This is a genomic window from Cryobacterium sp. N22 (assembly GCF_002929555.1).
Classification (GTDB): Bacteria; Actinomycetota; Actinomycetes; order Actinomycetales; family Microbacteriaceae; genus Cryobacterium.
The window spans coordinates 12,394-37,161 of sequence record NZ_PJJP01000033.1; the positions used below are offsets into that span (position 1 = coordinate 12,394).

A 24,768-nucleotide genomic window follows, 5' to 3' on the forward strand; every position below is an offset into this window, starting at 1 on the left:
TCTTGATGACGCACGGCACCGACGCCGCAACGGCACACCGCCTCCTCGACCAGCTCACCGTCGAGGAGAAGCTCAGCCTGCTGCATCAGGCCAACCCGGCCATCGAGCGCCTGGGACTGGCCGCTTTCTCCACCGGTACCGAGGCCCTGCACGGCTTGTCCTGGCTCGGCGAGGCCACGTTGTTCCCGCAGCCCGTCGGGCTCGCCGCCTCCTGGGACCTGGACCTCGTGCGCCGGGTGGGTGAGGCCGTGGGCATCGAGGTGCGCGGCAAGCACGCCGACTCCCCCGCGGTGAGCCTGAACGTGTGGGCGCCGGTGGTGAACCCGCTGCGGCATCCGCTCTGGGGCCGCAACGAGGAGGGCTACTCGGAGGACTCCTGGCTGACCGGCCTGCTCGGCTGCGCCTACTCGTGGGGCCTGCGCGGCACCGACGCCGTGCGCTGGCGCACGGTGCCCACCCTCAAACACTTCCTCGGCTACAACAACGAGGTCGACCGCTCCACAACCAACTCGCAGCTGCGCCAGCGGGTGCTGCACGAGTACGAACTGCCGGCCTACCGGCCGGCCATCGAAGAGGGCGCCGCCGGGGCCGCGATGCTTTCCTACAACCTGGTGAACGGCCGCCCCGCGCACGTCTCCGACCTCGTCGCAGCCCACCTGCGCACCTGGGTGGGTGACAGCGCCGACCTGTTCATCGTCAGCGACGCCGCCGCCCCCACCAACCTTTTCGTCTCCGAGGAGTTCTTCGACGGCCCCGTGGCCGCGCACGCCGCCGCGCTGATCGCCGGCGTCGACAGCTTCACCGACAACGACACCAACACCGAACCCACGGTCTCGGCCATGCGCCAGGCCCTCGCCGAGGGACTCATCGGCATGGAGCACGTGGATGCCGCGGTGCTGCGCCTGCTCACCGCACGCGCCCGCACCGGCGAATTCGACACCGAGCCGCATCCGTACGCCGGCATCACCGCCGACGTGATCGGTTCGCCGGCGCACCTCGCCCTGGCGAGGGAGGCGGCCGCCGCCGGTACCGTGCTGCTGAAGAACGACCCTGTCGCCGGTGCCCCCGTTCTGCCGCTGGCGCCGGCGTCCCGCGTCGCCCTCCTCGGCCCGCTCGCCGACCGGGTCCTGGCCGACTGGTACAGCGGCAGCCTGATCGCCCCGGTGAGCCTCACGGACGGGCTGGCCGCGGCTTTGGCCGGCACCGGGGGCGGCGTCACCGTCGCCAGCGGCAGCGACCTGATCGCGCTCCGCGACCCGCGCACCGGCCGGTACGTCACCTCCGGCGGACCCGACGGCGGGCGTCTGCACGCCGCGAGCGACACCGTCGGCGACCCGCAGACCTTCGAACTCACCGAGTGGGGTCACGGCCACGTCACCCTGCGGAACACCGCCACCGACCGCCTGGTCACCCGCGGCCCGCACGGCTATCTCGAGGACACCGCCACCCGGGTGGGCGGCTGGGTCGCCCAGGAAGACCTGCGCCTGCTGCGCCACGACGACGGCAGCGTGTCGCTGCAGCACCGCGGTTCCGGCCTGTGGCTGCACGCCGACCTCGGCAACGGCGCCATCCTGGCTCAGCCGGCCACCGAGGCCACGGCCGACAGGTTCGGCCTCCGGGTGCTGCGCTCAGGGCTCGCCCACGCCGCCGAGGTGGCCGCAGCGGCCGACACCGTGATCGTCACCGTGGGCAACGACCCGCACCTGGGCGGCCGCGAGACCGAGGACCGCCCGGCCCTCGCGCTGCCCGAACACCAGGCCGAGCTTGTTGGCGCGGCCGCCGATGCCAACGCCCACCTGGCTGTGCTGGTCATCTCCTCCTACCCGTTCGCCCTCGGCGGGGCGCTTGAGAAGGCCCCGGCCATCCTGTGGTCGTCGCACGCCGGCGAAGCGCTCGGCCACGGCCTCGCCGACGTGCTCACGGGTGCGGTGGAGCCCACCGGGCGTCTCGCACAGACCTGGTGGTCCGGCGAGTCCGACCTCGCCGACGTGCTCGACTACGACATCATCACCAGCGCAAGCACCTACCTCTATTCCTCGGCAACACCCGACTTCGCCTTCGGACACGGGCTCGGTTACGCCCGTGCCAGCGTGGCGACTGCAACCCTGCCCGACACCCGGGTGCGATGGACCGAGGAGGCCGGGCTGGAGCATCCGGTGACCGTGACCACCGAAGTGGTGGGCGACACCGGCGACGGGCGGCCGGGCGTTGCCTCGGTGCAGCTCTACGTGTCGGCTCCCGGGCATCGTCTGCCGTTCCCCCGCCGCCGCCTGGCCGGCTTCGGTCGCGTGAGCGTCCCGGCCGGCGGTGCCGCCGAGCTGACCATCACCCTCAACCCGGCCGCGTTGACGGTCTGGGACGTGACCACCCAGCGCCCGATCGTGGAAACCGGCGACTACGAGCTGCTCGTCGGGCGCTCGGCCGAGAGCATCGACCACCGGCTGCTGTTGCACGTCGACGGCGTCTCCGTGGCGCCCCGCAACCCCGTCGCCGGTTTCGGCGCCGACTCCTTCGACCACACCGGGCACAACGACACCGTGCGGAGCGAGCTGGTGGCGTACACGCCGCAGGCCGGCACCGCCGTGGCCGTGGCCGCCGATGCGCGCCGCGCCCGCCTGGTCTACCTGTCGGTCGACCTGGCCGCCCTGGCCGGGGTGCTCGCGGTCGAGGCCCGCGGCGCCGGCCGGATCGACCTGGAGAGCCGGCGGGATGGACTGTGGTCACCGCTCGGCAGCGCCCCGGTCGGCGCGCCCGACTGGCAGACCGTGTTGATTCCTCTCGATGATGCGGGCACCGACGCCGCACCGGCCGACCTCCGGGTCACACTGTCGCGCGGGGTCCAGCTCGCGTTCCTCGGCGGGCCGCCCGCCGCGCTTTCCTAGATCGCCGCATCCACTCACCATCAGCACCACCGACAAGACGGGACATCATGCTCAGCAACCTCACCGGATGGCACTTCATCATCATCCTCTTCGTCGTTCTCCTGCTCTTCGGCGCACCCAAGCTGCCCGCGTTGGCGCGCAGCATGGGTCAGTCGATGAAGATCCTCAAGACCGAGCTGGCGCCCACCGACGCCCCCACCCCCGACGACAAGCCCCCAGTCCGCGAACTGTGACCTAAGCCCGAAAACTCGAGGTTTTTGGGGCTTAACTCACGGTTCGCGGGAGTGAAGGGTGCCGTCGGGGGCCAAGAACAGCCGGATGCCCGCGGTGGGCACAACGACTTCGTGCCGGCGGCCGCGGTAGCCGATGAGCCTGGGCCCCGCGAAGCGCTCCTCGCGGGCGCGCAGGGCCACGCTCACCAGGGCGCCCTCGGACCAGACCAGGTCGACGAGCACGCCGCCGCGGGAGGCCAGCCCGATGACCCGACCCTCGGGCAGCGACGCCGGCAGTGCGGGCAGCAGCTCGAAAGTGTCGGTGTGCGACTGCAGCAACATCTCGCAAACCGCGGCGACGAAGCCCAGGTTGCCGTCGATCTGGAACGGCGGGTGGGCGGCGAAGAAGTTGGGGTACAGCCCGCCGGCGTGTGGGCCGGCGTCGTCGCGGGCCGGCCGGAGCACCAGCTCGAGCAGGTCGTCGACCTTGGCGGGTTGGTGGAGTCTGGCGCGCAGGCACAGCTTCCAGGCCAGCGACCAGCCGGTGGAGTCGTCACCGCGCCGGTCGAGGGTGGCCGACGCCGCCCTGGCGTGCTCGGCGTCGAGTCCGTCGCCGGGGTACAGCCCCACCAGGTGGGAGACGTGCCGGTGCTGCGGGTTGGTCTCGAGGCGTTCCCGGTCCCACTCGAGCAGGGTGCCGTCGCTGCCGATCCGGGGACCGGGGATGCGGGCCAGCGCCGCCGTCGCCTCCGCGAGGATCGGGTCATCGGCCTGCCCGCTTTCGGCGGCGAGGGCGGGGAGCAGCGTGAACAGTTCGCGCAGCAGGGTGCGGTCCATGGTCGATCCGCTGCCGGCCGCGACCGGTCGTGCGTCCAGGAAGTACTGGTTCTCCGGGGAGGTGGAGGGCCGGGTGGTCAGGCTGCCGCCCGGCAGTTCCACCAGGAAGTCGAGGCAGAACCGGGCGGCACCGTGGGCGAGGGCCCACAGCCGGGCAAGCTGGTCGGGAGTGGCGGTGCCGAACCGGCGCACCTCGTCGAGCTGCCGCACCAGCCAGACCCCGGCCATCGGCCACTGTGCCCAGGAGGCGTCGCCGGTGACGGGCGAGCTGAACGCCCATCCGTCGGAGTTGTGGTGCGCCACCCAGCCCCGGCAGCCGTAGAGCCGTTCGGCGGTGTGCCGGCCGCGGTCGGCGAGGGCCTCCACAAAGGTGAACAGGGGCTCGGCGGTTTCGCCCAGCTGGGCCACGTGGGCGCCCCAGTAATTCATTTCGGTGTTGATGTTGAGGGTGTAGTTGCTGCTCCACGGCGGTTGCATGGCCTCGTTCCAGAGGCCCTGCAGGGTAGCGGGCAGCCCGCCGGGGCGGGAGCCCGCTATCACGAGGTAGCGGCCGTAGTCGAACAGGAGCGACACCAGGCCGGGATCGGTCATGGCGGCCGGGCGAGGGTCGGTGGCCGCGCGTTCGAGCCGATCGGGAGCACTCGACGCGTGGGCGTCGGCCGGCCCGGGCAGGTCCAGGTTGACCCTGTCGAACAGGGCGGTGTAGTCCAGCCGGTGCCGGGCGGCGAGGTCGTCGACACCTGCCCCGGCGACGGCGCCCAGCCGGACCGAGGCGGTGGCCGCGGCGTCGGCGGCGGTGCCGGCGGCCGGCCGGCCGGCGCCGGTGAACGTGGTCTCGGTGGCCACGCAGACCAGGATCTCCCTGGCGCCCGTGATGCGGAGGGCCCCGGACCCGTCGGGTGCGGCGTTGCCGTCATGCCGCACCGACACCACAATGGCGCCCTGCAGCGGGTCGATGCCGTCGAGTTCCCAGACGACGGCAGGCCGGTCCGGCCGGTGCCCCGGCGCCACGTCGGCCGGCAGCCGCAGCTGCACGCTCAGGCCGTCGGTCGTGACCGTGCGCCCGAGTTCGGCGAGCGGGGTGCTGACCGAGACCGTGAAGACCGGGTCGCTCAGGGCGGCATCGGCCACGATGTGGTGAACGAGCACCCCGTCGGGGTGGCTGGCGAAGCTGGTCTGCTCGAGGCCGGAACCCTGGATGTGGTGGGTGGCGTCGGCCAGGTCGAGCCACCGCCGGGTCAGGGCGTGCCCGCCGGGCAGGTCGATCTGCACGGTGCCGAACGGCAGGAAGGTCTGGCCGTACTCGGCGCTCAGCACGGCCAGTTCCGCCTCGGCCTCGGCCGCCCGGTCCTCGGCGAGGTGCGCACGCGCCGCGGCCAGCGCGGCCGCGGCGGCGGCCGCATCCACCTGACCGCGGCGGTGTTCGCTGTCCGGCGAGCCCGACCAGGCGGTCTCGTCGTTCAGGTGCAGCCGCGTTGACTGGTCGGTGGCATCGACCATGGCGCCCAGAGTGCCGTTGCCGAGCGGGAGGGCGTCCAGCCAGCTCCCGCTCTGGCCGGTGTAAGACAGCGCACTCATCCCTAGAACCGCACCCCTCCGGCGGCCAGGCCGGTCTTCCAGTACCGCTGCAGCGACACGAAGACCACGATGATCGGGATGATCGACACCAGGGAGCCGATCACCACGAGGGTCTGCAGGCCGGGGATGGTGATGGAGGCCTGGCTCCAGCCGGACAGCCCGACGGTGACCGGTTGCAGTCTGGCGTCGCTGAGCACCAACAGGGGCAGCATGAAGTTGTTCCAGCTGCCGATGAACGCGAACAAGAGGATGGTGACCCCGCCTGGGCTGAGCAGCTTGAGGGCGATCGAGAAGAACGCCCGCCACTCGCTGGCCCCGTCGAGCCTGGCGGCCTCGAGCAACTCCATCGGCATGGCCGACTGCGCGAAGACGAAGGCGAGCAGCACACCGAACGGGTACGCCAGGCTGGGCAGCAGGATGCCCCAGATGGTGTTGTTCAACCCGAGTTCCACGAGCAGCAGGTAGGTGGGCTGGGCGAGCACGGTCTGCGGGATGAGCATGCTGCCCAGCACCGCGCCGAGCACGATGGTGCGTCCCGTGAAGCGGTACATGGCCAGCGCGTAGCCGGAGATCAGGCACACGAACGTCATCGCGATCGAGCCGAGCCCCGAGTAGATCATCGAGTTGCCCATCCACCGCCAGAAGATGCCGTCGTTGTAGGTGCTCAGGTCAACGAGGTTCTCCATCAGGTTGAAGTTCGAGAAGACGAACCCCGGGGTGCTGAACAGTTCGGCCGTGCTCTTGGTGGACGCCACGATCAGCCAGTACACCGGCACCAGGAAGTAGAACGTGATGGCGCCCATGAAGATCCAGGCGGCGATGCGGGCGCCCCGGCTGGGGCGTTCGCCCTCGGCCAGGACCGAGGGTCGGGCGGAGCCGGCCTTCTGGGCGGTCCGGCGGGAGCGTGCCTCACGCACGGGCGGCGGCGGGGACGTGACGAGGGTCTGGGTCATCATGCCTTCCCTTTCTTTCGGTTGGTCATGATGGACACCACGATCGAGAGCACGAAGGTCGCCAGCCCGAGGATGATGGCCATCGCCGAACCGAGGTTGATGTTTCCGCCGAGGGTGGTGGCCGAGAAGATCGCCATGTTCGGCGTGTAGCTGCCCGAGATGTTCGAGGTGACCGAGCGCATGGTCATCGGCTCGTTGAACAGCTGCAGGGTGCCGATGATCGAGAACAGGGTGGTGAGCATCAGGGCCGGGTAGATCATCGGCAGCTTGATCTGCATGGCCATCCGGAATTCGCTGGCCCCGTCGAGGCGGGCGGCCTCGTACATTTCGCGGGGAACCGTTTGCAGGGCAGAGAACAGGATGATCATGTTGACGCCGGTGACCGACCAGACCGCCACGTTGGCGATCGACCAGAGCACGGTGCCCGGGCCGAGGAAGTCCACCGAGACGCCGAGGTCCGCCAGGCCCTCGACGATCGGGCTGACCCGCGGCTGGTACAGGAATCCCCAGATCAGGGCGGCCACGACGGACGGCACCGCGTACGGCAGGAACACCGCGAGCTGGAAGAATCGCTTGGCCTTGACCACGGCGGAGTCGAACAGGAGCGCCAGCAGGAGGGAGAGCGCCAGCATGATCGGAACCTGCACGACGCCGAAGAGCAGCACCCGGCCGAAGCTGTCCATGAAGGCCGAGTTGGCGAACGCCTGCACGTAGTTGTCGAAGCCGACGAACACCGAGTCGTTGTCGCCGCCGAAGCCGAGGCCGCTGCGTTTGACCTGGAAGAAGCTCGTGTACAGCGCCACCACGATCGGCAGGATCATGAAGACCACGAACGAGAGCATGAAGGGTGCGAGGAAGACATACGGGGCCACCCGCATCCCCCCGCCGGCGCGGATGCCGCGCCGGCGGGGGGATGCTGCGGGGGCGCCGGGGGGCGCCGTCAGTGTCGGGGAGGTCATTTGACGCTCAGACCGCTGTCTTTGAGGTTGGTCACGGTCAGCGCCTGCACCGCGTCCAGGGCCTCCGCGAAGGTCTGCGCACCGGTGCCGACCTTGGCGAACTCGTCCTTCAGGGCATCCTGGGTGATGTCGTAGTTCGGACCGTCGACCCAGCTGCTCGGCACATTCTTGGCCGCGTCGATGAAGACCTCGTTGATGACCTGACCGCCGAAGAACTCCTGCTCGGTGAGCATGGCGGGGTTGTCGAGGCCGGCCAGCGCGGTCGGGAACAGCCCGCCCTCCTTGATCAGGATGTCGAGGGATTCGTCCGAGCTGTTGAGCCAGGTGAGGAACTCCACGGCCTGCTCCACGTTCTCGGTTCCGGTGGGAACCACGTCGACGCTGCCGCCGGTTTCCCCGGCGGCATCGCTGCCCGCGAAGGTGGGCGACGGTGCGACCGACCACTTGCCGGAGAGGTCGGCGGCGTTCTCGGCCAGCAGGGCCGGGAACCAGGCGGCGTAGTTGATGCTCGCGATGGTGCCGGCGTTGACCTCCGCCCAGTACTCCGGGGTCCACATGTCGACGACCTTGACGAGCTGCTCGTCGACGAGGGTCTGCCAGATCGCGGCGACCTCCTGGCTCTGGTCGTTGTTGACCTCGACGGTCCAGGCGTCACCGTCGATGGTGTTGAAGGTGCCCTCGTTCTGCCAGACCTGCTCGGTCCACAGGCCGATCTCGTTCGGCGAGAACTGGCCGATGAAGACCTCGGGGTTGGCGGCCTTGAGGGCGCGGGCGGTTTCCAGGTACTCGTCCCAGGTGGTGGGCACGGCGAGGTTGTACTGGGTGAAGATGTCGGAGCGGTACATCAGACCGGTGGGGCCGGAGTCCTGCGGGATGGCGTAGACGCCGTCGCCGAACTCGACTCCCTTCCAGGAACTACCGGTGAACGACTCGTCGAGTCCGTCGGTGTACTCACCGATGTCGATCAGCCGGTTGTTGATGATGTGGCCGGGCAGCGAGTGCACGGACATCTGCACGGCATCCGGCGCGGTGCCCGCGTCGATGGCCGGCGGGATCTTCGCACCGTCGTCGCCGGTCATCCGGAAGAATTCGACCTGGATGTCGGGGTTGGCGTCGTTCCAGGTCTCGACCGCGGTCTCCAGGCCGGGGGCCCAGCCCCAGAATTCGAGGGTGACGGCGTCGGAGTCGGAGCCGGCGGAGGAGGAGCAGCCGGCCAGCAGCAGCGCGGACGCTGCCGTGAGGGCGACGGCGGAGCCGAGGGATCGGCGGGTACGGGAGAGTGCCATCGTTGGCATCCTTTCTAGGTGAACCAGGGTTGTGGTGGTGGTTGGTGGGGTCAGGACGAGGTCGGCGGCAGAGCCGTCTCCCTGAGCACGATCGGGGCGGCTGGGGCCACCAAGACGTCGCCGTCGAGGTGCGTCCCGGTGAGCAGGTCGTAGCCGGTGAGGGTGAGGGTGCGCGGCTGCTCGCCGTGGTTGAAGACGAAGAGGTAGCTGCCCTCCCCCGAATACCGCCGCACGATCTCGACGCCGCCGCCGGCCTGCTGATGCTCCGGCGTCACGCCGGCCTCCGCGACGATGCGGCCGAGGTGCTCGCCGAGCGCCGCGGCATCGAGCCGGGTGGCCAGGTAGTGCACCGTGCCGGCGCCGAGCCGGTTGCGGGTGATCGCCGGCCGGCCGGCCAGCGGGGCGTGGGTGAAGGTGGCCAGCACCTCGGCGCCCTGGGCCTGCAGGTCTTCGGCCCAGGCATCCGCCCGTGACCCGTCGGAGAGCTGCACGCTCTCGTCGGCGGCGAGCGGGTGGTGCTCTTCGACACGGATGCCGGCCAGCGGGGCGAAGGCTCCGCTGAAGCCGCCGGGGCGCACGCTGAGGTTTTCGTCGGTGCTGCCGGAGAAGAACCAGACCGCCGCGTGGCCGCCGGCCGCAACGAAGGCGCGGAGGGCTTCGGCCTCGGCGTCGGAGGCGGCGATCTTGTTGGGCACCAGCACCAGGTCGTAGCCGGAGAGGTCCTGATCGAGGCGCACCACGTCGCAGGAGATGCCCTGCCACCAGAGCGCCCGGTGCACGGCGCGCACGGCGGGCAGGAAGGCGAGGTCGTCGGAGGGCATCGCTCGGGTTTCGGCGGCCCACCAGGCGGTGGAATCCCAGACGATGGCGACCCGGGAGTCGTTGACCCGGCGGCCATTCGTGGGCGGTTCGGCGATCTCGGCCAGCGAGGTGAGGGTGTGCCCGAGGGCGACGATCTCGCGGAAGACCCTGGAGTCCTCCCCCGCGTGCGGAACCATCGGCGAGTGGAAGAACTCCGCGCCGACCCGCGGCGAACGCCACTGGAAGAACAGGCTGCCGGTGGCGCCCCTGGCCAGGTACTGCAGGGTGTTGCGCTCGAGCCGGCCGGGGTCCTTGGCGAACAGGCGCGCGGCGGCGTAGTCGTAGATCAGGCTGGTGGCCTGCTCCATCAGCACCCACGGGCGGCCCTGGTTGAACGAGCGGGCCACGTCGGCGCCGAACGCCACGTGGGTCTCTCCCTCGATGTCGCGGGCGCTGGGGTAGTGGTCGATCGACACCTCGTCGATCTCCGCGGCGAAGTCCCACTGGTCGTAGTGGTTCCAGCTGGGCAGCATGAAGTTGGTCGTCACCGGCACCCCGGGGCTGAGCTCGCGGATGACCGCGACCTGCTCGCGCAGCGCGTCACGGAGGGTGTCGGCGCTGAACCGCTTGAAGTCCAGCAGATGTGCCGGGTTCGGCAGGTACTGGGTGGCCTGCGGCGCCAGGATGTGTTCGAAGGTGGAGTAGCTCTGCGACCAGAAGGCGCTGTTCCAGGTTTCGTTCAGCGCGGCCACCGTGCCGTAGCGCTCGGCCAGCCACAGCCTGAAGGCCCGGTCCGTCTGGGGGCCGTACGACACCGTGCCGTACTCGTTGTGCACGTGCCACATGCGAAGCGCCGGATGCCGGCCGTACCGTTCGGCGAGCGCGCCGGCGATCCGCCGCGCGGCATCCCGGTAGGCCGGGGCGGCCGGGTTGTAGGTGTCCCGGCTGCCGTGCACGAGACGCACGCCGTCCGCGGTGACCGGCAGGGCTTCCGGGTGGGCGAAGGTGAACCACGGCGGCGGTGACGCGGTGGGGGTGGCGAGCACCACCCCGATCCCGTTGGTGTGCATCAGGTCCATCACCCTGTCGAGCCAGCCGAAGTCGTACCGGCCTTCCTCGGGCTCGAGCGACGACCAGGAGAACACCCCGACGGTGACCCGGTTGACGTGCGCCTCACGCATCAGGCGCACATCCTCCGCCCACACCGATTCGGGCCACTGCTCGGGGTTGTAGTCGCCGCCGTAAACGAACTCGTGCTGATGGTCTTTCAAGGTAATTCCGTCCAAACGTGCCGCGAACTGTGAGAAAAGCCCCAAAAACTCGAGTTCTTAGGTGCTTAGCTCACAGTTCGCGGGCCGGGGGGTGGGGTTAGGGGAGGGTGCGGGTGGCGACCAGGGCCGCGTACCAGTGGGCGCTGTCCTTGGGGGTGCGCACCAGGGTGTCGTAGTCCACGTGCACGATGCCGAACCGCTTGGAGTAGCCGTAGCCCCACTCGAAGTTGTCCATCAGCGACCACACCTGGTAGCCGCGCAGGTCGACGCCGCGGGCCATCGCCCGGTGCGCGGCGGTGAAGTGCCGGCGGAGGTAGTCGGTGCGGTCACCGTCGTGCACCCGGGGGCCGTCCTCCGTCTGCACGACGGTGTCGGCGAACGCGGCGCCGTTCTCGGTGACCATCAGCGGCTGGGCCGGGAACTCCTCGTGCAGGGCCACGAGCAGCTCCTCCAGGCCGGCCGGTTCGATGTTCCAGCCCATCTCGGTGTACGGGCCGGGCTGGGCGAGGAACTCGACCCTGTCGGCGCCGGGCCAGGGTGAGGCTCCGACATCCTTGTGGCCGTCGGCGTTCTGCCGCGGCGCCGACCCGTCCCACAGCCGCACCAGGGTCGTGGAGTAGTAGTTGACGCCCAGCACGTCGAGCGGCTGGTGGATGATCTCGGTGTCGCCGGGCAGGATGAACGCCCAGTCGGTGACGTCCTTGGTGTCTTCGAAGACGTCTTCGGGGTAGGCGCCGGTGAGCAGCGGGCCCAGGAACACCCGGTTGGCCAGGGCGTCGATCTGGCGCACGGCCTCCGGCCCGGTCTCGCCCTCGCCGCGCAGCACGTGCAGGTTGAGGGTGATCGAGAAGTCGGGGTCGTTGGTCACCAGCGGCTTCAGCGCCAGGATCGCCAGGCCGTGGGCCAGGTTGAGGTGGTGCACGGCGGTGAGCGCCTCGGCGCCGTCGGTGCGACCGGGCGCGTGGGAGCCGGAGCCGTAGCCCAGGTACGCCGAGCACCACGGTTCGTTCAGCGTGGTCCAGGTGACCACCCGGTCGCCGAACGCGGCGCCCAGGATCGCCGCGTAGTCCGCGAACGCGTACGCGGTGGCCCGGTTGGTCCAGCCGCCCTCGTCCTCGAGGGCCTGCGGCAGGTCCCAGTGGTAGAGGGTGACGATGGGGCTGATGCCCCGGTCGATCAGCCCGTCGATCAGGCGGCCGTAGAAGTCCAGGCCCGCCTGGTTGGCCGGTCCCCGGCCGGTGGGCTGGATGCGTGACCAGGAGATGGAGAACCGATAGGCCTGCAGGCCCAGCGACACCATCATGTCCAGGTCCTCATCGAGCCGGTGGTAGTGGCCGGAGGCCACGTCGCCGGTGTCGCCGTTCCAGATTTTGCCGGGCGTGTGGCTGAAGGTGTCCCAGATCGAGGGGCCGCGGCCGTCTTCGTCGAAGGCGCCCTCGATCTGGTAGCTGGCCGTGGCGGAGCCGAAGATGAACGACTCCGGGAAGGTGAGACCGGCGTCGCGGTAGTCGGGTGAGCCCTGCGTGGTGCTCTGCTCGATGATGCTCATCGGAGGGTGGCCTTTCGGTCGGTTGCGTCGGTGATGTCGCCACCGGCGAGGCGGGCCCGGAAGGGCGCATCCGAATCGCTGGTCACGACGGTGTCGTCGCCGGAAACGGTGATGGTGAAGGTGACCTGGCTGCCGTCCTCGGGGTTGGCGACCTCCACGGTGCGGAGGCCGGCGGACTCCCCCGGGTAGACCGTGAGCAGGGTCTGGTCGGTGTAGTCGTAGTCGGGCCTGTCGTCGCGGGCACCGGTGGCCAGCACCGCTCCCCCGCGCACCCACAGCGGGATGCTGTCGAACGCGTGGGTCTCCCGGCGCCAGACGGGCCCGGTGACGACCTCGTCGGTCAGGTAGTTCGTCCAGGTGCCGGCCGGCAGGTAGTACTGCACGTCGCCGGCTTCGCTGAAGACCGGGGCCACGAGCAGGTCGGCGCCGAGCAGGTACTGCCTGTCGAGGTAGTCCACGGCGGGGTCGCCGGGGAACTCGAGCTGCATGGGCCGCATGAACGGGGCGCCGACACTGTGCGCCTCCAGGCCCACCTGGTAGAGGTAGGGCATCAGCTTCAGCTTGAGCTTGGTGAACACCCGGGTAACGTCCACGGCGCTCTGGCCGGGCTCCTCCCGGCCGTCGTCGAAGAGCCACGGCACCCGGTAGCTGGTGGACCCGTGCAGCCTGGAGTGGCTGGACAGCAGGCCGAACGCCAGCCAGCGCTTGAACACTGCGGGGTCTGGCATGCCCTCGAAGCCGCCGATGTCGTGGCTCCAGTAACCGAAGCCGCTGAACGCCAGCGAGAGTCCGCCGCGCAGGGTCTCGGCCATCGACTCGTAGCTGGAGGAGTTGTCTCCGCCCCAGTGCACGGGCTGCATCTGACCGCCGACGGTGGCCGAGCGGGCGAACAGCACCGCGTCACCCTCGCCGCGGTGCTCCTGCAGCACCTCGAAGACGGCCTTGTTGTAGAGCTGGGTGTACAGGTTGTGCATCACCTCGGGCGAGGAGCCGTCGTGCCAGACCACATCCGTGGGGATGCGCTCGCCGAAGTCGGTCTTGATGGCGTCGACGCCCTGCGTGAAGAGGCCGCGCAGTTTCTCCTGGAACCAGGTGACGGCGGCCGGGTTGGTGAAGTCCACCAGCGCCATGCCGGCCTGCCAGAAGTCCCACTGCCAGATGTCGCCGTTGGCCTTCTTGACCAGGTAGCCGGCGGCGGCGGCCTCGGCGAAGATGCCGGCCCGCTGGGCGATGTATGGGTTGATCCAGGCGCTCACGTGCAGGTTCTTCTCGTGCAGCCTGGCGAGCATGCCCTCGGGGTCAGGGAACACCCTCGGGTCCCACTCGAAGTCGGTCCAGTTGAATTCGCGCATCCAGAAGCAGTCGAAGTGGAACACGGAGAGCGGCAGGTCGCGCTCGGCCATGCCGTCGATGAAGCTGTTCACCGTGGTCTCGTCGTACTGCGTGGTGAACGAGGTCGACAGCCACAGGCCGTACGACCAGGCCGGCACCCGTGCCGGCCGGCCGGTGAGGCGGGTGTAACGCTCGAGGATCTCCTTGGGGGTGGGTCCGTAGATCACCAGGTATTCGATGGCCGGGCCGGCCACGGAGAACTGCACCCGTTCGACGGCTTCGGTGCCGACCTCGAAGGAGACGTGTTCGGGGTGGTTGACCAGCACGCCGTAGCCGCGGTTGGTGAGGTAGAACGGCACGTTCTTGTAGGACTGTTCGCTGGAGGTGCCGCCGTCGGCGTTCCAGATGTCGATGGTCTGGCCGTTCTTGATCAGCGGGCCGAAGCGTTCGCCCAGGCCGTAGACCAGTTCACCCACGCCGAGCGAGAGCTGCGCGTGCGTGTAGGAGGAGGCCGGTGCGAGCCCGGTGGTGGTGACGCCGGAGACCCCGGCCGGTTCGGCGGGGATCGGGGCGCCGGGGGCGAGCTGCATGTGCCCGATCGACTTGTGGCCGCTCTCGGTGAGGGTGCGCCCGTCTGCCTCGAAGCTGAGGTTGAACGGGGCGCCCGGGCTCACCCGTGCGGTGAGCGCGCCGGCCGTGAGGGTGCCGCCGGTGGCGTCGATCACGATGTCGCCGGCATCCGGCTCGGCGCCGACGAGCTCGAAGCCCGGGCCGGTGGCGGTGCCGGCGTGCTGCTCGACGCGCACCTTGACGATGCCCTCCAGCGGTGAGGTGAGCGTCACGGTGAGCATGGCGCGGTTGAGCACGTCGCCGCGGCGTTCGATCACCTTCGTCGGGGCGGAGACCCGCAGGGCCGCGCCCACCTGTTCGATGTCGTAGGCCTCCTGCGCGTAGAACGCGGTGACGCCGGGACGGGTGTGCCAGAAACCATCGGTGAATTTCATGTCTACTTGACTGCTCCTGCGGTGATGCCCCGAGTGAGGGTGCGTTGGAAAATGAGGAAGAAAATCAGTGTGGGCAACAGGCCCAGCAGCGCCGAGGCGCTCGTCGTGGTGACGTCCATCAGCCGGTCGCCCTGCAGCACGGCGATGGAGACCGGGACGGTCTGGCTGGCGTTGCTGACCAGGAAGGTGAGCGGGATCAGGAACTCGTTCCAGGTCCAGATGAAGAAGAAGATCACCAGAACGCTCAGGGTGGGCTTGGTGATGGGGTACACCACACGCCAGAGCATCGTCCACTTGTTGGCCCCGTCCAGCGACGCCGCCTCGAGGATCTCCTTGGGGAAGGTGCCGAGCACGCTGGCGAGCAGGTAGGTGCCGAAGGCGCTCTGGATGACCACGAAGATGATGATCACGGCCCACTGGTTGTCGTACAGGCCCACGCTCTTGAACATGAAGTAGAGCGGGTAGAGCAGCACTTCCTGCGGCAGCATGTTGGCCAGCAGGATCAGCAGCACGATCCAGGTGCGGCCGCGCACCCGGCCGATGCCGAGCGCGAACGCGTTCAGCAGCGACACCAGCACGGCGAGGATGGCGACGACGCTGGAGATGAAGAAGCTGTTCCAGAGCTTCTCCGGGAAGTCCACCCGCTGCCAGAAGTTGACCATGCCGTCGAAGTACAGATCGGTGGGCAGCGTCAACGGGCCGGCGGCGTTGTAGTCGGCCGGCGACTTGAACGAGTTGATCAGGATGAGGAAGAACGGCACCGCGATGAGCAGGCCGATCAGGATGGCGACGAGCAGGATCATCCAGTCGCCGAGGGTCTTGCGGGTGGTGCTGCTGCGGCGCTTGCGCGGCTCACGGGCCGGCGGGCCGGCGACGGTGGCCGCGGCCGCGGGGTCGAGGATGGTGGAGGACATTAGCGTTCCTCTTCCTGGCGTTCGAGCCGGGTCTGGGCGAGCAGGAAAACGACCGAGACGATGGCGATGACGATGGTCAGGGCGGTGGCGATGGTGGCGCCGTAGCCCACCTGCTGCGACTGGAAGAACTCGCTGTAGGCGTAGTACGCCGGCACGATGGTGGAGGTGCCCGGTCCGCCGCCGGTGAGCGTGTAGATCGGACCGAAGACCTTGAGGGCGGCGATGGTGCAGGTGAGGGTGACCACGAAGATCTCGGGCCGGATGATGCTCACGGTGATGGCGCGGAAGCGTTGGATCCAGTTGGCGCCGTCGAGCTCGGCGGCCTCATAGAGTTCGGGGTCCACCCGCTGCAGAGCGGCCATGAAGATCACGATCGGGTAGCCGAGCTGCACCCAGATCATGATCACCATGATGCTGGGCAGGGCGGTGTCGGGGTTGCCGAGCCAATTCTGGGCAAGGCCGCCCAGGCCCACACCCTCGAGCACCTGGTTGAGCGCGCCGTTCTGCGGGCGCAGGATCCAGCCGATCACGATCGCGGCGACCACGCCGGGCAGGATCTGCGGCAGGTAGTAGGTGGCGCGCAGGAAGCTGGCGATCTTGCCGCCGAACTTCTTGCCGATCAGGTCGAAGAGCATCGCGGCCAGCACCAGGCCGAGCAGCGTTGGCACCACCACCATGGCCACGATCATCGCGATCGAGTTGCTGAACGAGGTCCAGAAGGTGGTGTCGCCGGCCAGCTTGACCCAGTTCTCCAGGCCCACCCATTCCGGCGGCTTGATGCCCCGGTAGTCGGTGAAGGTGAGGTAGATGTTCCAGATCAGCGGAACGACGATGATGAGCGTGAGCAGCGCGAGGCCGGGCACGAGGTAGATCCAGAAGGTTCTGGGGTTGCTTCCCGGGATGAGGCTCTGCCGGGCGAGCGGTCGAACGCCGGCTTTCCGAGCGACAACGGGCGCATCGGCTACGGATGCTTTCGTCATGCGATTTCCAACTCTCCGAGTGGGGGCCAGGGGCCTGGTGGGGCCCCTGGCCGGTTACTGCGAGGTCGTGCTGGGTGAATCCGGCTGGTGTTAGCCGACGATGTCGTCGACGCCGGACTGGTACTGGCCGCCGATCTGCTTGTTGACCTCGGCCGGCGACTTGGTGCCGTTGATGAGCTCCTGCAGGCCCGCGTTCAGTTCGTCGTAGAACGTGGCGGTGGGCCAGTCCGGGTAGAACGCGATGCCGTCCCGCTCGGTGAGGATGTTGAAGTTGCCGATCAGTTCCTGGCTCTTCGCGTCGGTGATGTCGGCGGTGTCGGCGGCGACGGGGATGCCGCCGTTGTTGCCGATCAGGGCCTGGATCTCCGGGCGCATCGTGATGTCGATGAACTCGTAGGCGAGCTCCTTGTTCGCGGCCTTCTCCGGAACGACCCACATGTTGCCGGCGGAACCGGGCGACATCTGTGCCTCGGGGAAGAGGAAGGTGCCCCACTCGAAGCCGGTGGCCTCGGTGGTGAAGCGGTTGTGCCACCAGGAACCCGAGAAGAAGATCGGGTAGGTGCCGTTGATGAACGCGGTGCCGGCATCCTCTGCCTTGAAGCCGGTGGCGTCGGTGGAGATGTAGCCGGCGTCGGTCCAGTCCTTGATGGTCTCGGTCGCGTAGGTCAGTTCGGGGCCGCTCCAGTCGACGTCGCCGGTGTAGAGCTGGTAGTCGTCGACGAATTCGCGGTCGGCTTTGGTGAGCGCGAGCTGGTACCAGAGCTGGCCGAGCGGGTATTCGGCGGCCGATTCGGCCAGCGGGGTGATGCCCTGGTCGGTGAACGCCTTCATCACGGTCTCAAGTTCGGCCACCGTGGTGGGCACCTCGAGGCCTGCGGCCGCGAACATGTCCTTGTTGTAATACATCTCCACGAACTCGCCGTAGTTGGGCACGCCGTAGAACGGGCCGGAGCCCATGATGCCGTCTTCGTCGTACCGGGCGGTGGTCTGCAGCGACGGGGCGAGGGCGTCGTCCCAGCCGTATTCGGCCACGGACTCGTCGAGGTCGGTGAGCAGGCCCTGGCTGGCGAGCAGGCCGGCGGTGGCGTTGCCCTTGTTGTATTCGAGGATGTCGGGGGCTTCGTCGGAGTTGAGCACCTGGCTTGCTGTGGAGCGGATCTGCTCGAAGCTCTTCTCCTCGAACTCGACGGTGGCGCCGGTCTCCTCTTCGAAGACCTTGATGGCCTCCTCCCAGGCGATGCCCATCGCGCTGGTTTCGCTCTCGAAGTGCCAGAGCTTGAGGGTGTTGCTGTCGCTCTCGGCCGCTCCGCCGGAGCAGCCGGAGAGCAGGAGCGCGCTGACGCCGAGGATGGCGGCACCGGAGAGGGTTCTCTTGGTTTTCTTCACTGTTCTACTTCCTTGTAGTGATGCGGGGGGAGGTGAATCGTGGTGCGGGGTGATGCGGTTCTCGGGATTAGTTCGAAACGTTTCGACAGTGCTTACAGCGGTGTCGAGGACTCTTCCCGAGGTCTCTAGCGGTGTGGGGCGGGGGTGGGGACGGGGGCTGTCGAGCCGAGCTCGACGTACGTCGGGTCGATGTACTCGACGTGTGGCTCGGCGTCTCCGGCGAACTGGGCCATCGTGAGCTCGATTGCGCGAGTGCAGGACTGGTCAGCGGGCAGGGGGATCACGTCGAGCGGCGGGTTGAGATGGCCGGTGGAGAAGCTGGAGCAGGCCGAGATGACCGAGAGGTCGTTCGGCACGCTGATGCCGCGCTGGCTGAGCACGTCGAGCACCATGGACTGCACGGGTTCGTTGCAGTGCAACACGAGCCCGGTCATGCCGGGCAGGGCCGCCGTCACGTGCTCGACGGCCGCCCGCACCCCGGCCGATTCCTCGGCGGCCGGGGTGAAGGCCACGGTGACGCCCAGTCGGGCGGCCTCGGCCAGGAAGGCGTCCCGGAAGCGCGGCGGGAAGTTCGAGCCGCGCTCGTAAACGAGAGGAGCCTGGCCGATCAGGCCGATCTCGCGGTGACCGAGGTCGACCAGCCGGCGAACGGCCAGCACCGCGGCCTGTTCGAAGTCGAGGTCGACACAGGTGAGGCCGGCGGTGTCATTGGGGATGCCGATCACCGTGGCTGGCAGGCCGAGCTCGCGCACCAGGTCGGTGCGGGGATCGGAGGTGGAGACATCCAGCAGCACGATGCCGTCGACCAGGGAGCTGCGCGCCACCCGGCGGAGGCCGCTGGTGGCTTCGTCCTGGGTGAGCAGGAGAACGTCGTAGTCGTACTGGCGGGCGGCCGTGACCACCGACAGCACGAAGGCCATGTGGGCCGGGGCGTGGGTGCCGGCGTGCAGCGGGGCGCTCAACGCGAGAATCTGGGTGCGCGCGCCCTTGAGCATCCGCGCGCCGGCATTGGCCCGGTAGTCGAGCTGGAGGACGGCCTGGTCGATGCGCTGCTTGGTGGATGCCGCGATCGAGCGCTTGCCGCTGAGGGCGTAGGAGACCGTGCTGATCGACACTCCGGCGACGCGTGCCACGTCGTGAATGTTGGCCACCTGGACTCCATCGTCGGTCGGATTGTGCGGGATCGATTGCGTCGGGCAACCGAGCGGCGGGCGATTCGTCTAAACGTTTCGACTGCCTCGGAAGGGAGCCTACGACAGACTTCCTCAGTTCCGCAAGTAGTTTGTGGTTATTGACGACAAATGCCAGATCAGCGACTCCTGCCCGCGGGGGCGACACACACGCACGTCACGAGGTCTCGACAAGCTCGACCAACGGGACGGGGGCGACACACACACGTCACGAGGTCTCGACAAGCTCGACCGACGAGACGGGGCGACCAGCGGGACAAGCGCGACCACTTCGCTGGTCGAGCCTGTCGAGACCCCGCAAGACAACCCTCGAACGCTGGTCGGTCAGCGGCGGGGAGCGCGGCCTCGCACGAAGCCGGCCGGATCGTCGAGCAGGCCGGCGAAGGCCAGCTCGGCGGCGCCCACCATCATCAGGTGCGAGCCCAGGCTGGCCCGCTCGATGGCCACGGTGTGGCCGATGCTGCTCATCGAGCGCACGATCATCGCCGCGGTGAGCTGCTCCCGGCCCACCGACAGCAGCGAGCCGAGGAACCCGCCGAGCACGACCATCTCGGGGTCGAACAGGTTCACGAAGTTGGAGATCGCCTCGGAGAGCAGCTCGATCTGCCGGCGCACCTCGGCCAGCACGGCCGGGTCGCGGGAGACCCCGAGAGCGATGTCGAGGTCATCCTGGTCGGCGCGCGGCAGCCCCAGCACCGCCAGCAGCCTGGCCATGCTCACCTCGGTCTCCAGGCAGCCGATCCGGCCGCAGTGGCAGCGCACCCCCGCGCTGTTCACCAGGGTGTGGCCCAGCTCCCCCGCGTAGCCGCTGGTGCCGCGGAGCGGGCTGCCGCCGATGATCAGGCCGCCGCCGATGCCGCTGGCGCTGCCGTTGAGGTAGACCAGGTCGTCGATGCCGCGGGCCGCGCCGAACATGCTCTCCGCGATCGCGCCGAGGCTGGCGTCGTTGCCGGCAAAGACCGGGTAGTCCAGCACCCGGGCCAGGTCGCGCGCCAGGTTGGCATCGCGCCAGCCCAGGTGCGGGGCGATCAGCACCCGGCCGTCCGCCGAGTTCACCAGCGCCGGCACGGCCACACCCACCCCGGCGATGCTGTAGCTCTGGTCGATCTCGCCGCGCATGCCGTCGACGATGGCCTTGACCGCGTTGATGGCCTCGGCCACCGTCGGTATCCGGGTGGTGTCGAAGCGGATGCGCCGGATCACCTCGCCGCCCAGGCCCACCAGACCCACCGTGATGGCGTCGATATCGGGGTTCACCGCGATCGCGGCCAGCCCCGGGTTCGGCACCACCTGGGGGCTGGGCCGGCCCACCCGGCCCACCACGCTCTCCGGTTCCACCTCGAACGCCATGCCCAGGTCGACGAGTTCGGCCACCAGGGCCGCGATCGTCGAGCGGTTCAGCCCGGTGCGCTTGGTGAGCTCGGCCCGGGAGCAGCCCCTGGCGTGGTGCAGCATCGTCATGACCATCGACAGGTTGTACCGCCGGAGCTGGTCGTTGCTGGTGCCGCCCCGTACGCCCAGGGTGGGTGGCGCTTGGCTCACGGGTGGGTCACGGTCCTCTCGGGTGCGGTGCCCGACGGGACACGTCGGGCTGCGTCAGTGTTATCGTCCCCCGGCGCGCCGCTTGTTGAAGATATCAAATGCCACGGCCAGCAGCAGCACCAGCCCCTTGATCGTCATCTGCCAGGCGGCATCCACCGAGAGAATCGACAGGCCCATGTTGAGCACGCCCATCACCAGGCCACCGACCACGGCGCCGACCACCGTACCGACGCCGCCCTGCACGGCCGCACCACCGATGAAGACGGCGGCGATCGCGTCGAGCTCGTAGTTCTGGCCCGCCGAGGCGACCGCGCCGCCGGCCCGAGCGGTTGAGACCACACCGGCCAGGCCGGCCAGCACGCCCATGTTCACGAAGATGTAGAAGTTGACCCACTTGGTCTTGACACCGCTCATCACGGCGGCGAAGAGGTTGCCGCCCATGGCGTAGACGTGGCGGCCGAACACCGTGCGGTTGAGCACGAAGTTGTAGATCAGGATGAGCGCGGCGAGCACGATCAGGATGATCGGGGTGCCGCTGTAGTCGCTGAGCAGCCAGGCGAACCAGACGATCGCGATGGCGGCGATGCCGTTCTTGATCCACATCGACGCGAGCGGTTCGCGCGGCAGGTCCAGCCGGGCGAGGGTGGCGCGGGTGCGCAGCTGGAACACGATCAGGGCCACGGCGGTGAGGATGCCCAGCGCAAGGGTGAGCACGTCGCGCCCGCCCAGTTCGCCCAGGTACGACGGCAGCCAGCCGGCGCCGATCGCGGTGAATTCGGCGGGCAGGCCGCTGATGGTTCCGCCGGTGAGCAGCACCAGGGTGAGGCCGCGGAAGATGAGCATGCCGGCCAGGGTGACGATGAACGCCGGGATCCCGACGAAGGCCACCCAGTAGCCCTGCCAGGCGCCGACCACGGCACCGACCAGCAGCGACACCAGAACCGCACCCCACCAGGGCAGGCCCCAGTTGTTCATGCTGATCGCGGCGACCGCGCCCACCAAAGCCACGACCGAGCCGACGGACAGGTCGATGTGGCCGGCGATGATCACGATGACCATGCCGATCGCGAGGATCAGCACGTAGGCGTTCTGCTGGATGAGGTTGTTCACGTTGCCGGGCAGCAGGAGGCGCCCGTCGGTGAGGATCTGGAACAGGATGACGATCACGGCCAGGGCGGCGACGATGCCGTACTGGCGCAGGTTGATCGAGAGCTTGGGTATCCGGCGCTTCACCGGGGGCTCGGTGGGCGCTTTGCTCGCTGGCGTGGTGGTGGTCATCGCGCTCAGTCCTTTCCTGCGGTCATGTAGTGCATGAGGGTTTCCTGCGAGGCGTCGGCCTTGGCGACCTCGCCGGTGAGTTTTCCTTCCGAGATCGCGTAGATGCGATCGCAGATGCCGATCAGTTCGGGCAGTTCGGAGGAGATCACGATGACCGCCTTGCCTTGCGCGGCGAGCTCGTTGATGATTCCGTAGATCTCATACTTGGCGCCCACGTCGATGCCGCGGGTCGGTTCGTCCAGGATCAGCACGTCGGGGCCGGAGAAGATCCACTTCGACAGCACCACCTTCTGCTGGTTGCCGCCGGAGAGCTTGCCGGTGATCGAGGTGACCGACGGCGCCTTGATGTTCATCTTCTGCCGGTAGGAGTCCGCGACCTTGTACTCCCGATGCCGGTCGATCACGCCGTACTTGGCCAGCTTGGCCAGGGCGGCCGCCGACACGTTCACGGTGATGTCGCCGATCAGGTTGAGGCCGTAGCGTTTGCGATCCTCGGTGGCGTACGCGAAACCGTGCTCGATCGCCTCCCCCACGGTGCGCATCTGGATTTCGGTGCCGTCCTTGAAGACCTGGCCGGAGATGTTGGTGCCGTAGGAGCGGCCGAACAGGCTCATGGCCAGCTCGGTGCGGCCGGCGCCCATCAGGCCGGCGAAACCGACGATCTCGCCGGCGTTCACGGTGAAGGAGGCGCCGTCGACGACCTTGCGGGCCACGTCGACGGGGTGATGCACCGTCCAGTTCTCCACCCGGAGCACCTCCTGGCCCACGGCCGGCTCTCGCGGCGGAAAGAGATTGTTCAGGTCCCGGCCGACCATGGCGCGGATGATGTGAGCCTCCGTGGCATCCGGCCCGGCCATGTCGATGGTCTCGATGGTCTTGCCGTCGCGGATCACCGTGACGGTGTCGGCGATGCGTTTGATCTCCTTGAGCTTGTGGGAAATGATGATGCAGGTGATGCCCTGCGTGCGCAGGTGGTCGATCAGGCCGAGCAGGTGCGTGGAGTCTTCGTCGTTGAGGGCCGCGGTGGGTTCGTCGAGGATGAGCAGCTTGACCCGCTTGGAGAGCGCCTTGGCGATCTCGACCAGTTGCTGCTTGCCCACGCCGAGCTCGAGGATCTTGGTGGCCGGGTTCTCGTTCAGGCCCACCCTGGCCAGCAGCAGTGCGGCCTCGCGGTTGGTCTTGTTCCAGTCGATCACCCCGCGGGTGGCGTTCTCGTTGCCCAGGAAGATGTTCTCGGCGATCGAGAGGTACGGGCTCAGCGCCAGTTCCTGATGGATGATGACGATCCCGTCGTGCTCGCTGTCGTTGATCGACTTGTAGGCCACCTCGTGGTCCTCGAACTCGATGCTTCCGTCGAAGCTGCCGGCCGGGTAGACCCCGCTGAGGACCTTCATCAGCGTGGACTTGCCGGCGCCGTTCTCCCCGCAGATGCCGTGCACCTGCCCTCTCGTAACCTCGAGGGAGACGCCGTCGAGGGCCTTCACCCCGTTGAAGTCCTTCACGATGTTGTTCATCCTGAGGATGATCGAATGCTCCACTGCGCTCTCCTGTTTTGCTGGTGGACCGGGCACCCGGTTTCCCGGGTGCCCGTCTAGGAGGCCGGCCTGCTCACTCGGGCAGGCCGGCCGGGGTCGGCTGGTTAGAGGCCGACATCCGATGCCTTGATGAAGCCGGAGTCGATGAGCTTGGACTGCACGTCGTCCTTGACGACGACCTCGGGGTCGAGCAGGAAGGACGGCACGACCTTCACGCCGTTGTCGTAGGTCTCGGTGTCGTTGACGGTGACCTCGTCGCCGGCCACGATCTCCTCGATCATGGTGAAGACCTGCTCGCCGAGCGTGCGGGTGTCCTTCCAGACCGTCATGGACTGCTCACCGTCGAGGATCGCCTTGACGTTGGCCTTGTCGGCGTCCTGTCCGGTGATCAGCGGGTAGTCGGCGCCCGGCGCGTAGCCGGCCGACTTCAGCGATGCGATGATGCCGATCGCCAGGCTGTCGTTCGGGGAGAGCACCACGTCGACCTTCTCGTCGCCGGTGTAGAAGGACGACAGGCGGTTGTCCATCTCGGACTGCGCCTTGTCGCTGGCCCAGCCCTGGATGCCGATCGAGGCCCAGTCGTCGTTGGAGGCGGGCGACTGGCCGCTCGGAACCACGAGGACGCCGCTCTCCACGTAGGGCAGCAGAACGTCCCAGGCGCCGGAGAAGAAGAACTTGGCGTTGTTGTCGTCGGGGCTGCCGGCGAACGGTTCGATCGAGATCGGCCCGGTCGCGTTGGCCAGGTCGAGCTCGGTCTGAAGGAACTCGCCCTGCAGCTGGCCCACCTTGTAGTTGTCGAAGGTCGCGTAGTAGTCCACGTCCTCGGTGCCGTTGATCAGGCGGTCGTAGGCGATGACGGTGGCGTCCTGTTTCTTGGCCTCGGCGAGCACCGGGGCGAGCACCTCGCCGTCGATGGCGGCGACCACGAGGATCTTGGCGCCGCCGGCGACCTGGTTCTGGATCTGGCTGATCTGCTGGTCGGTCTTGTTGTCGGCATACTGCAGGTCGACCGTGCAGTCGGCGTCTTCGAGCAGCGTCTTGAGCTGCTCGCCGTCGTTGATCCAGCGTTCCAGCGAGCGGGTCGGCATCGAGATGCCGACGTTGCACTCGGCACCGGCGGCTGCGTCGTCGCCGCCTCCTCCGGAGGTTCCGGCATCGGCGGAACAGGACGCGAGCGACAGCGCGAAGATGCCTGTGGCTGCGAGGGCGAGAATTTTCTTACGTCTGGACATAGTTGGAGCTTTCCTCTCTGAGAGCTGCCAGTCACCACAGACCCGAG

General features: G+C 68.5%; 17 protein-coding genes. 2 read left to right on the forward strand and 15 right to left on the reverse strand.

What is annotated here, in order from left to right; all coding sequences use genetic code 11:
- Window positions 1-5: 5 nt before the first annotated feature.
- Together CXY76_RS08410 and tatA are read left to right on the forward strand one after the other, a co-directional pair.
- A complete protein-coding gene (locus tag CXY76_RS08410) occupies window positions 6-2,882 on the forward strand; it encodes a glycoside hydrolase family 3 C-terminal domain-containing protein (RefSeq protein ID WP_104163790.1) in 2,877 nt (958 codons plus the stop codon).
- Between the two features lie 47 nt (window positions 2,883-2,929).
- Window positions 2,930-3,115 carry a twin-arginine translocase TatA/TatE family subunit gene (tatA, locus tag CXY76_RS08415; protein WP_104163791.1) on the forward strand — a complete coding sequence of 62 codons (186 nt, stop codon included), beginning with the start codon at window positions 2,930-2,932 and terminating at the stop codon, window positions 3,113-3,115.
- 36 nt (window positions 3,116-3,151) lie between these two features.
- Here the strand turns inward: tatA and CXY76_RS08420 are convergent, their stop codons facing one another.
- From CXY76_RS08420 to chvE, 15 genes are all read right to left on the reverse strand, one after another.
- Window positions 3,152-5,509: a glycoside hydrolase N-terminal domain-containing protein gene (locus CXY76_RS08420; RefSeq protein ID WP_104163792.1), complete on the reverse strand. Its 2,358-nt coding sequence runs from the start codon at window positions 5,507-5,509 to the stop codon at window positions 3,152-3,154.
- Window positions 5,510-5,511: 2 nt separating this feature from the next.
- Window positions 5,512-6,465 carry a carbohydrate ABC transporter permease gene (locus CXY76_RS08425; RefSeq protein WP_199190242.1) on the reverse strand — a complete coding sequence of 318 codons (954 nt, stop codon included), beginning with the start codon at window positions 6,463-6,465 and terminating at the stop codon, window positions 5,512-5,514.
- Entirely contained in the window at window positions 6,462-7,421 is a 960-nt protein-coding gene (locus CXY76_RS08430; protein ID WP_104163793.1) for a carbohydrate ABC transporter permease, read from the reverse strand. The genes CXY76_RS08425 and CXY76_RS08430 overlap by 4 nt, the downstream gene beginning before the upstream one ends.
- Complete coding sequence (locus CXY76_RS08435) at window positions 7,418-8,707, reverse strand: extracellular solute-binding protein (protein ID WP_104163794.1); 1,290 nt, start codon at window positions 8,705-8,707, stop codon at window positions 7,418-7,420. The genes CXY76_RS08430 and CXY76_RS08435 overlap by 4 nt, the downstream gene beginning before the upstream one ends.
- Window positions 8,708-8,757: 50 nt before the next feature.
- The gene (locus CXY76_RS08440) at window positions 8,758-10,779 is read right to left on the reverse strand and encodes a beta-galactosidase (protein WP_233199659.1); all 2,022 of its coding nucleotides are present in this window, start codon (window positions 10,777-10,779) and stop codon (window positions 8,758-8,760) included.
- A gap of 97 nt (window positions 10,780-10,876) precedes the next feature.
- Window positions 10,877-12,328 (reverse strand): GH1 family beta-glucosidase, encoded by a 1,452-nt coding sequence (locus CXY76_RS08445; protein ID WP_104163795.1) that lies wholly within the window; start codon window positions 12,326-12,328, stop codon window positions 10,877-10,879.
- Window positions 12,325-14,664, reverse strand: a complete 2,340-nt coding sequence (yicI, locus tag CXY76_RS08450) for an alpha-xylosidase (protein ID WP_104163796.1) — start codon at window positions 14,662-14,664, stop codon at window positions 12,325-12,327. Before yicI ends, CXY76_RS08445 begins: the two co-directional genes overlap by 4 nt.
- A gap of 2 nt (window positions 14,665-14,666) precedes the next feature.
- Window positions 14,667-15,578 carry a carbohydrate ABC transporter permease gene (locus CXY76_RS08455; RefSeq protein WP_199190243.1) on the reverse strand — a complete coding sequence of 304 codons (912 nt, stop codon included), beginning with the start codon at window positions 15,576-15,578 and terminating at the stop codon, window positions 14,667-14,669.
- Window positions 15,578-16,558 (reverse strand): carbohydrate ABC transporter permease, encoded by a 981-nt coding sequence (locus tag CXY76_RS08460; RefSeq protein WP_104163797.1) that lies wholly within the window; start codon window positions 16,556-16,558, stop codon window positions 15,578-15,580. The genes CXY76_RS08455 and CXY76_RS08460 overlap by 1 nt, the downstream gene beginning before the upstream one ends.
- 90 nt (window positions 16,559-16,648) lie before the next feature.
- Window positions 16,649-17,944 (reverse strand): ABC transporter substrate-binding protein, encoded by a 1,296-nt coding sequence (locus tag CXY76_RS08465; RefSeq protein ID WP_104163798.1) that lies wholly within the window; start codon window positions 17,942-17,944, stop codon window positions 16,649-16,651.
- Window positions 17,945-18,069: 125 nt separating this feature from the next.
- Complete coding sequence (locus CXY76_RS08470) at window positions 18,070-19,095, reverse strand: LacI family DNA-binding transcriptional regulator (protein ID WP_104163799.1); 1,026 nt, start codon at window positions 19,093-19,095, stop codon at window positions 18,070-18,072.
- A gap of 363 nt (window positions 19,096-19,458) precedes the next feature.
- On the reverse strand, window positions 19,459-20,676 hold the full coding sequence (locus CXY76_RS08475) for an ROK family protein (protein ID WP_233199660.1): 1,218 nt from the start codon (window positions 20,674-20,676) through the stop codon (window positions 19,459-19,461).
- Window positions 20,677-20,736: 60 nt separating this feature from the next.
- On the reverse strand, window positions 20,737-21,954 hold the full coding sequence (gene mmsB, locus CXY76_RS08480) for a multiple monosaccharide ABC transporter permease (RefSeq protein ID WP_104163800.1): 1,218 nt from the start codon (window positions 21,952-21,954) through the stop codon (window positions 20,737-20,739).
- A 5-nt stretch (window positions 21,955-21,959) separates the two neighbouring features.
- Window positions 21,960-23,468 carry a multiple monosaccharide ABC transporter ATP-binding protein gene (gene mmsA, locus CXY76_RS08485; protein WP_104163919.1) on the reverse strand — a complete coding sequence of 503 codons (1,509 nt, stop codon included), beginning with the start codon at window positions 23,466-23,468 and terminating at the stop codon, window positions 21,960-21,962.
- 125 nt (window positions 23,469-23,593) lie between these two features.
- On the reverse strand, window positions 23,594-24,721 hold the full coding sequence (gene chvE / locus CXY76_RS08490) for a multiple monosaccharide ABC transporter substrate-binding protein (protein ID WP_104163801.1): 1,128 nt from the start codon (window positions 24,719-24,721) through the stop codon (window positions 23,594-23,596).
- Between the last annotated feature and the right edge of the window lie 47 nt (window positions 24,722-24,768).

Bases quoted from the DNA above. Each gene is read 5' to 3' on its own strand.
- CXY76_RS08445 (WP_104163795.1), bottom strand. From the start codon at position 12,328: ATGAGCATCATCGAGCAGAGCACCACGCAGGGCTCACCCGACTACCGC.
- mmsB (WP_104163800.1), bottom strand. From the start codon at position 21,954: ATGACCACCACCACGCCAGCGAGCAAAGCGCCCACCGAGCCCCCGGTG.
- mmsA (WP_104163919.1), bottom strand. From the start codon at position 23,468: ATGAACAACATCGTGAAGGACTTCAACGGGGTGAAGGCCCTCGACGGC.
- CXY76_RS08420 (WP_104163792.1), bottom strand. From the start codon at position 5,509: ATGAGTGCGCTGTCTTACACCGGCCAGAGCGGGAGCTGGCTGGACGCC.
- CXY76_RS08435 (WP_104163794.1), bottom strand. From the start codon at position 8,707: ATGGCACTCTCCCGTACCCGCCGATCCCTCGGCTCCGCCGTCGCCCTC.
- CXY76_RS08460 (WP_104163797.1), bottom strand. From the start codon at position 16,558: ATGACGAAAGCATCCGTAGCCGATGCGCCCGTTGTCGCTCGGAAAGCC.
- tatA (WP_104163791.1), top strand. From the start codon at position 2,930: ATGCTCAGCAACCTCACCGGATGGCACTTCATCATCATCCTCTTCGTC.
- CXY76_RS08410 (WP_104163790.1), top strand. From the start codon at position 6: ATGACGCACGGCACCGACGCCGCAACGGCACACCGCCTCCTCGACCAG.
- chvE (WP_104163801.1), bottom strand. From the start codon at position 24,721: ATGTCCAGACGTAAGAAAATTCTCGCCCTCGCAGCCACAGGCATCTTC.
- CXY76_RS08455 (WP_199190243.1), bottom strand. From the start codon at position 15,578: ATGTCCTCCACCATCCTCGACCCCGCGGCCGCGGCCACCGTCGCCGGC.
- CXY76_RS08425 (WP_199190242.1), bottom strand. From the start codon at position 6,465: ATGATGACCCAGACCCTCGTCACGTCCCCGCCGCCGCCCGTGCGTGAG.
- yicI (WP_104163796.1), bottom strand. From the start codon at position 14,664: ATGAAATTCACCGATGGTTTCTGGCACACCCGTCCCGGCGTCACCGCG.
- CXY76_RS08430 (WP_104163793.1), bottom strand. From the start codon at position 7,421: ATGACCTCCCCGACACTGACGGCGCCCCCCGGCGCCCCCGCAGCATCC.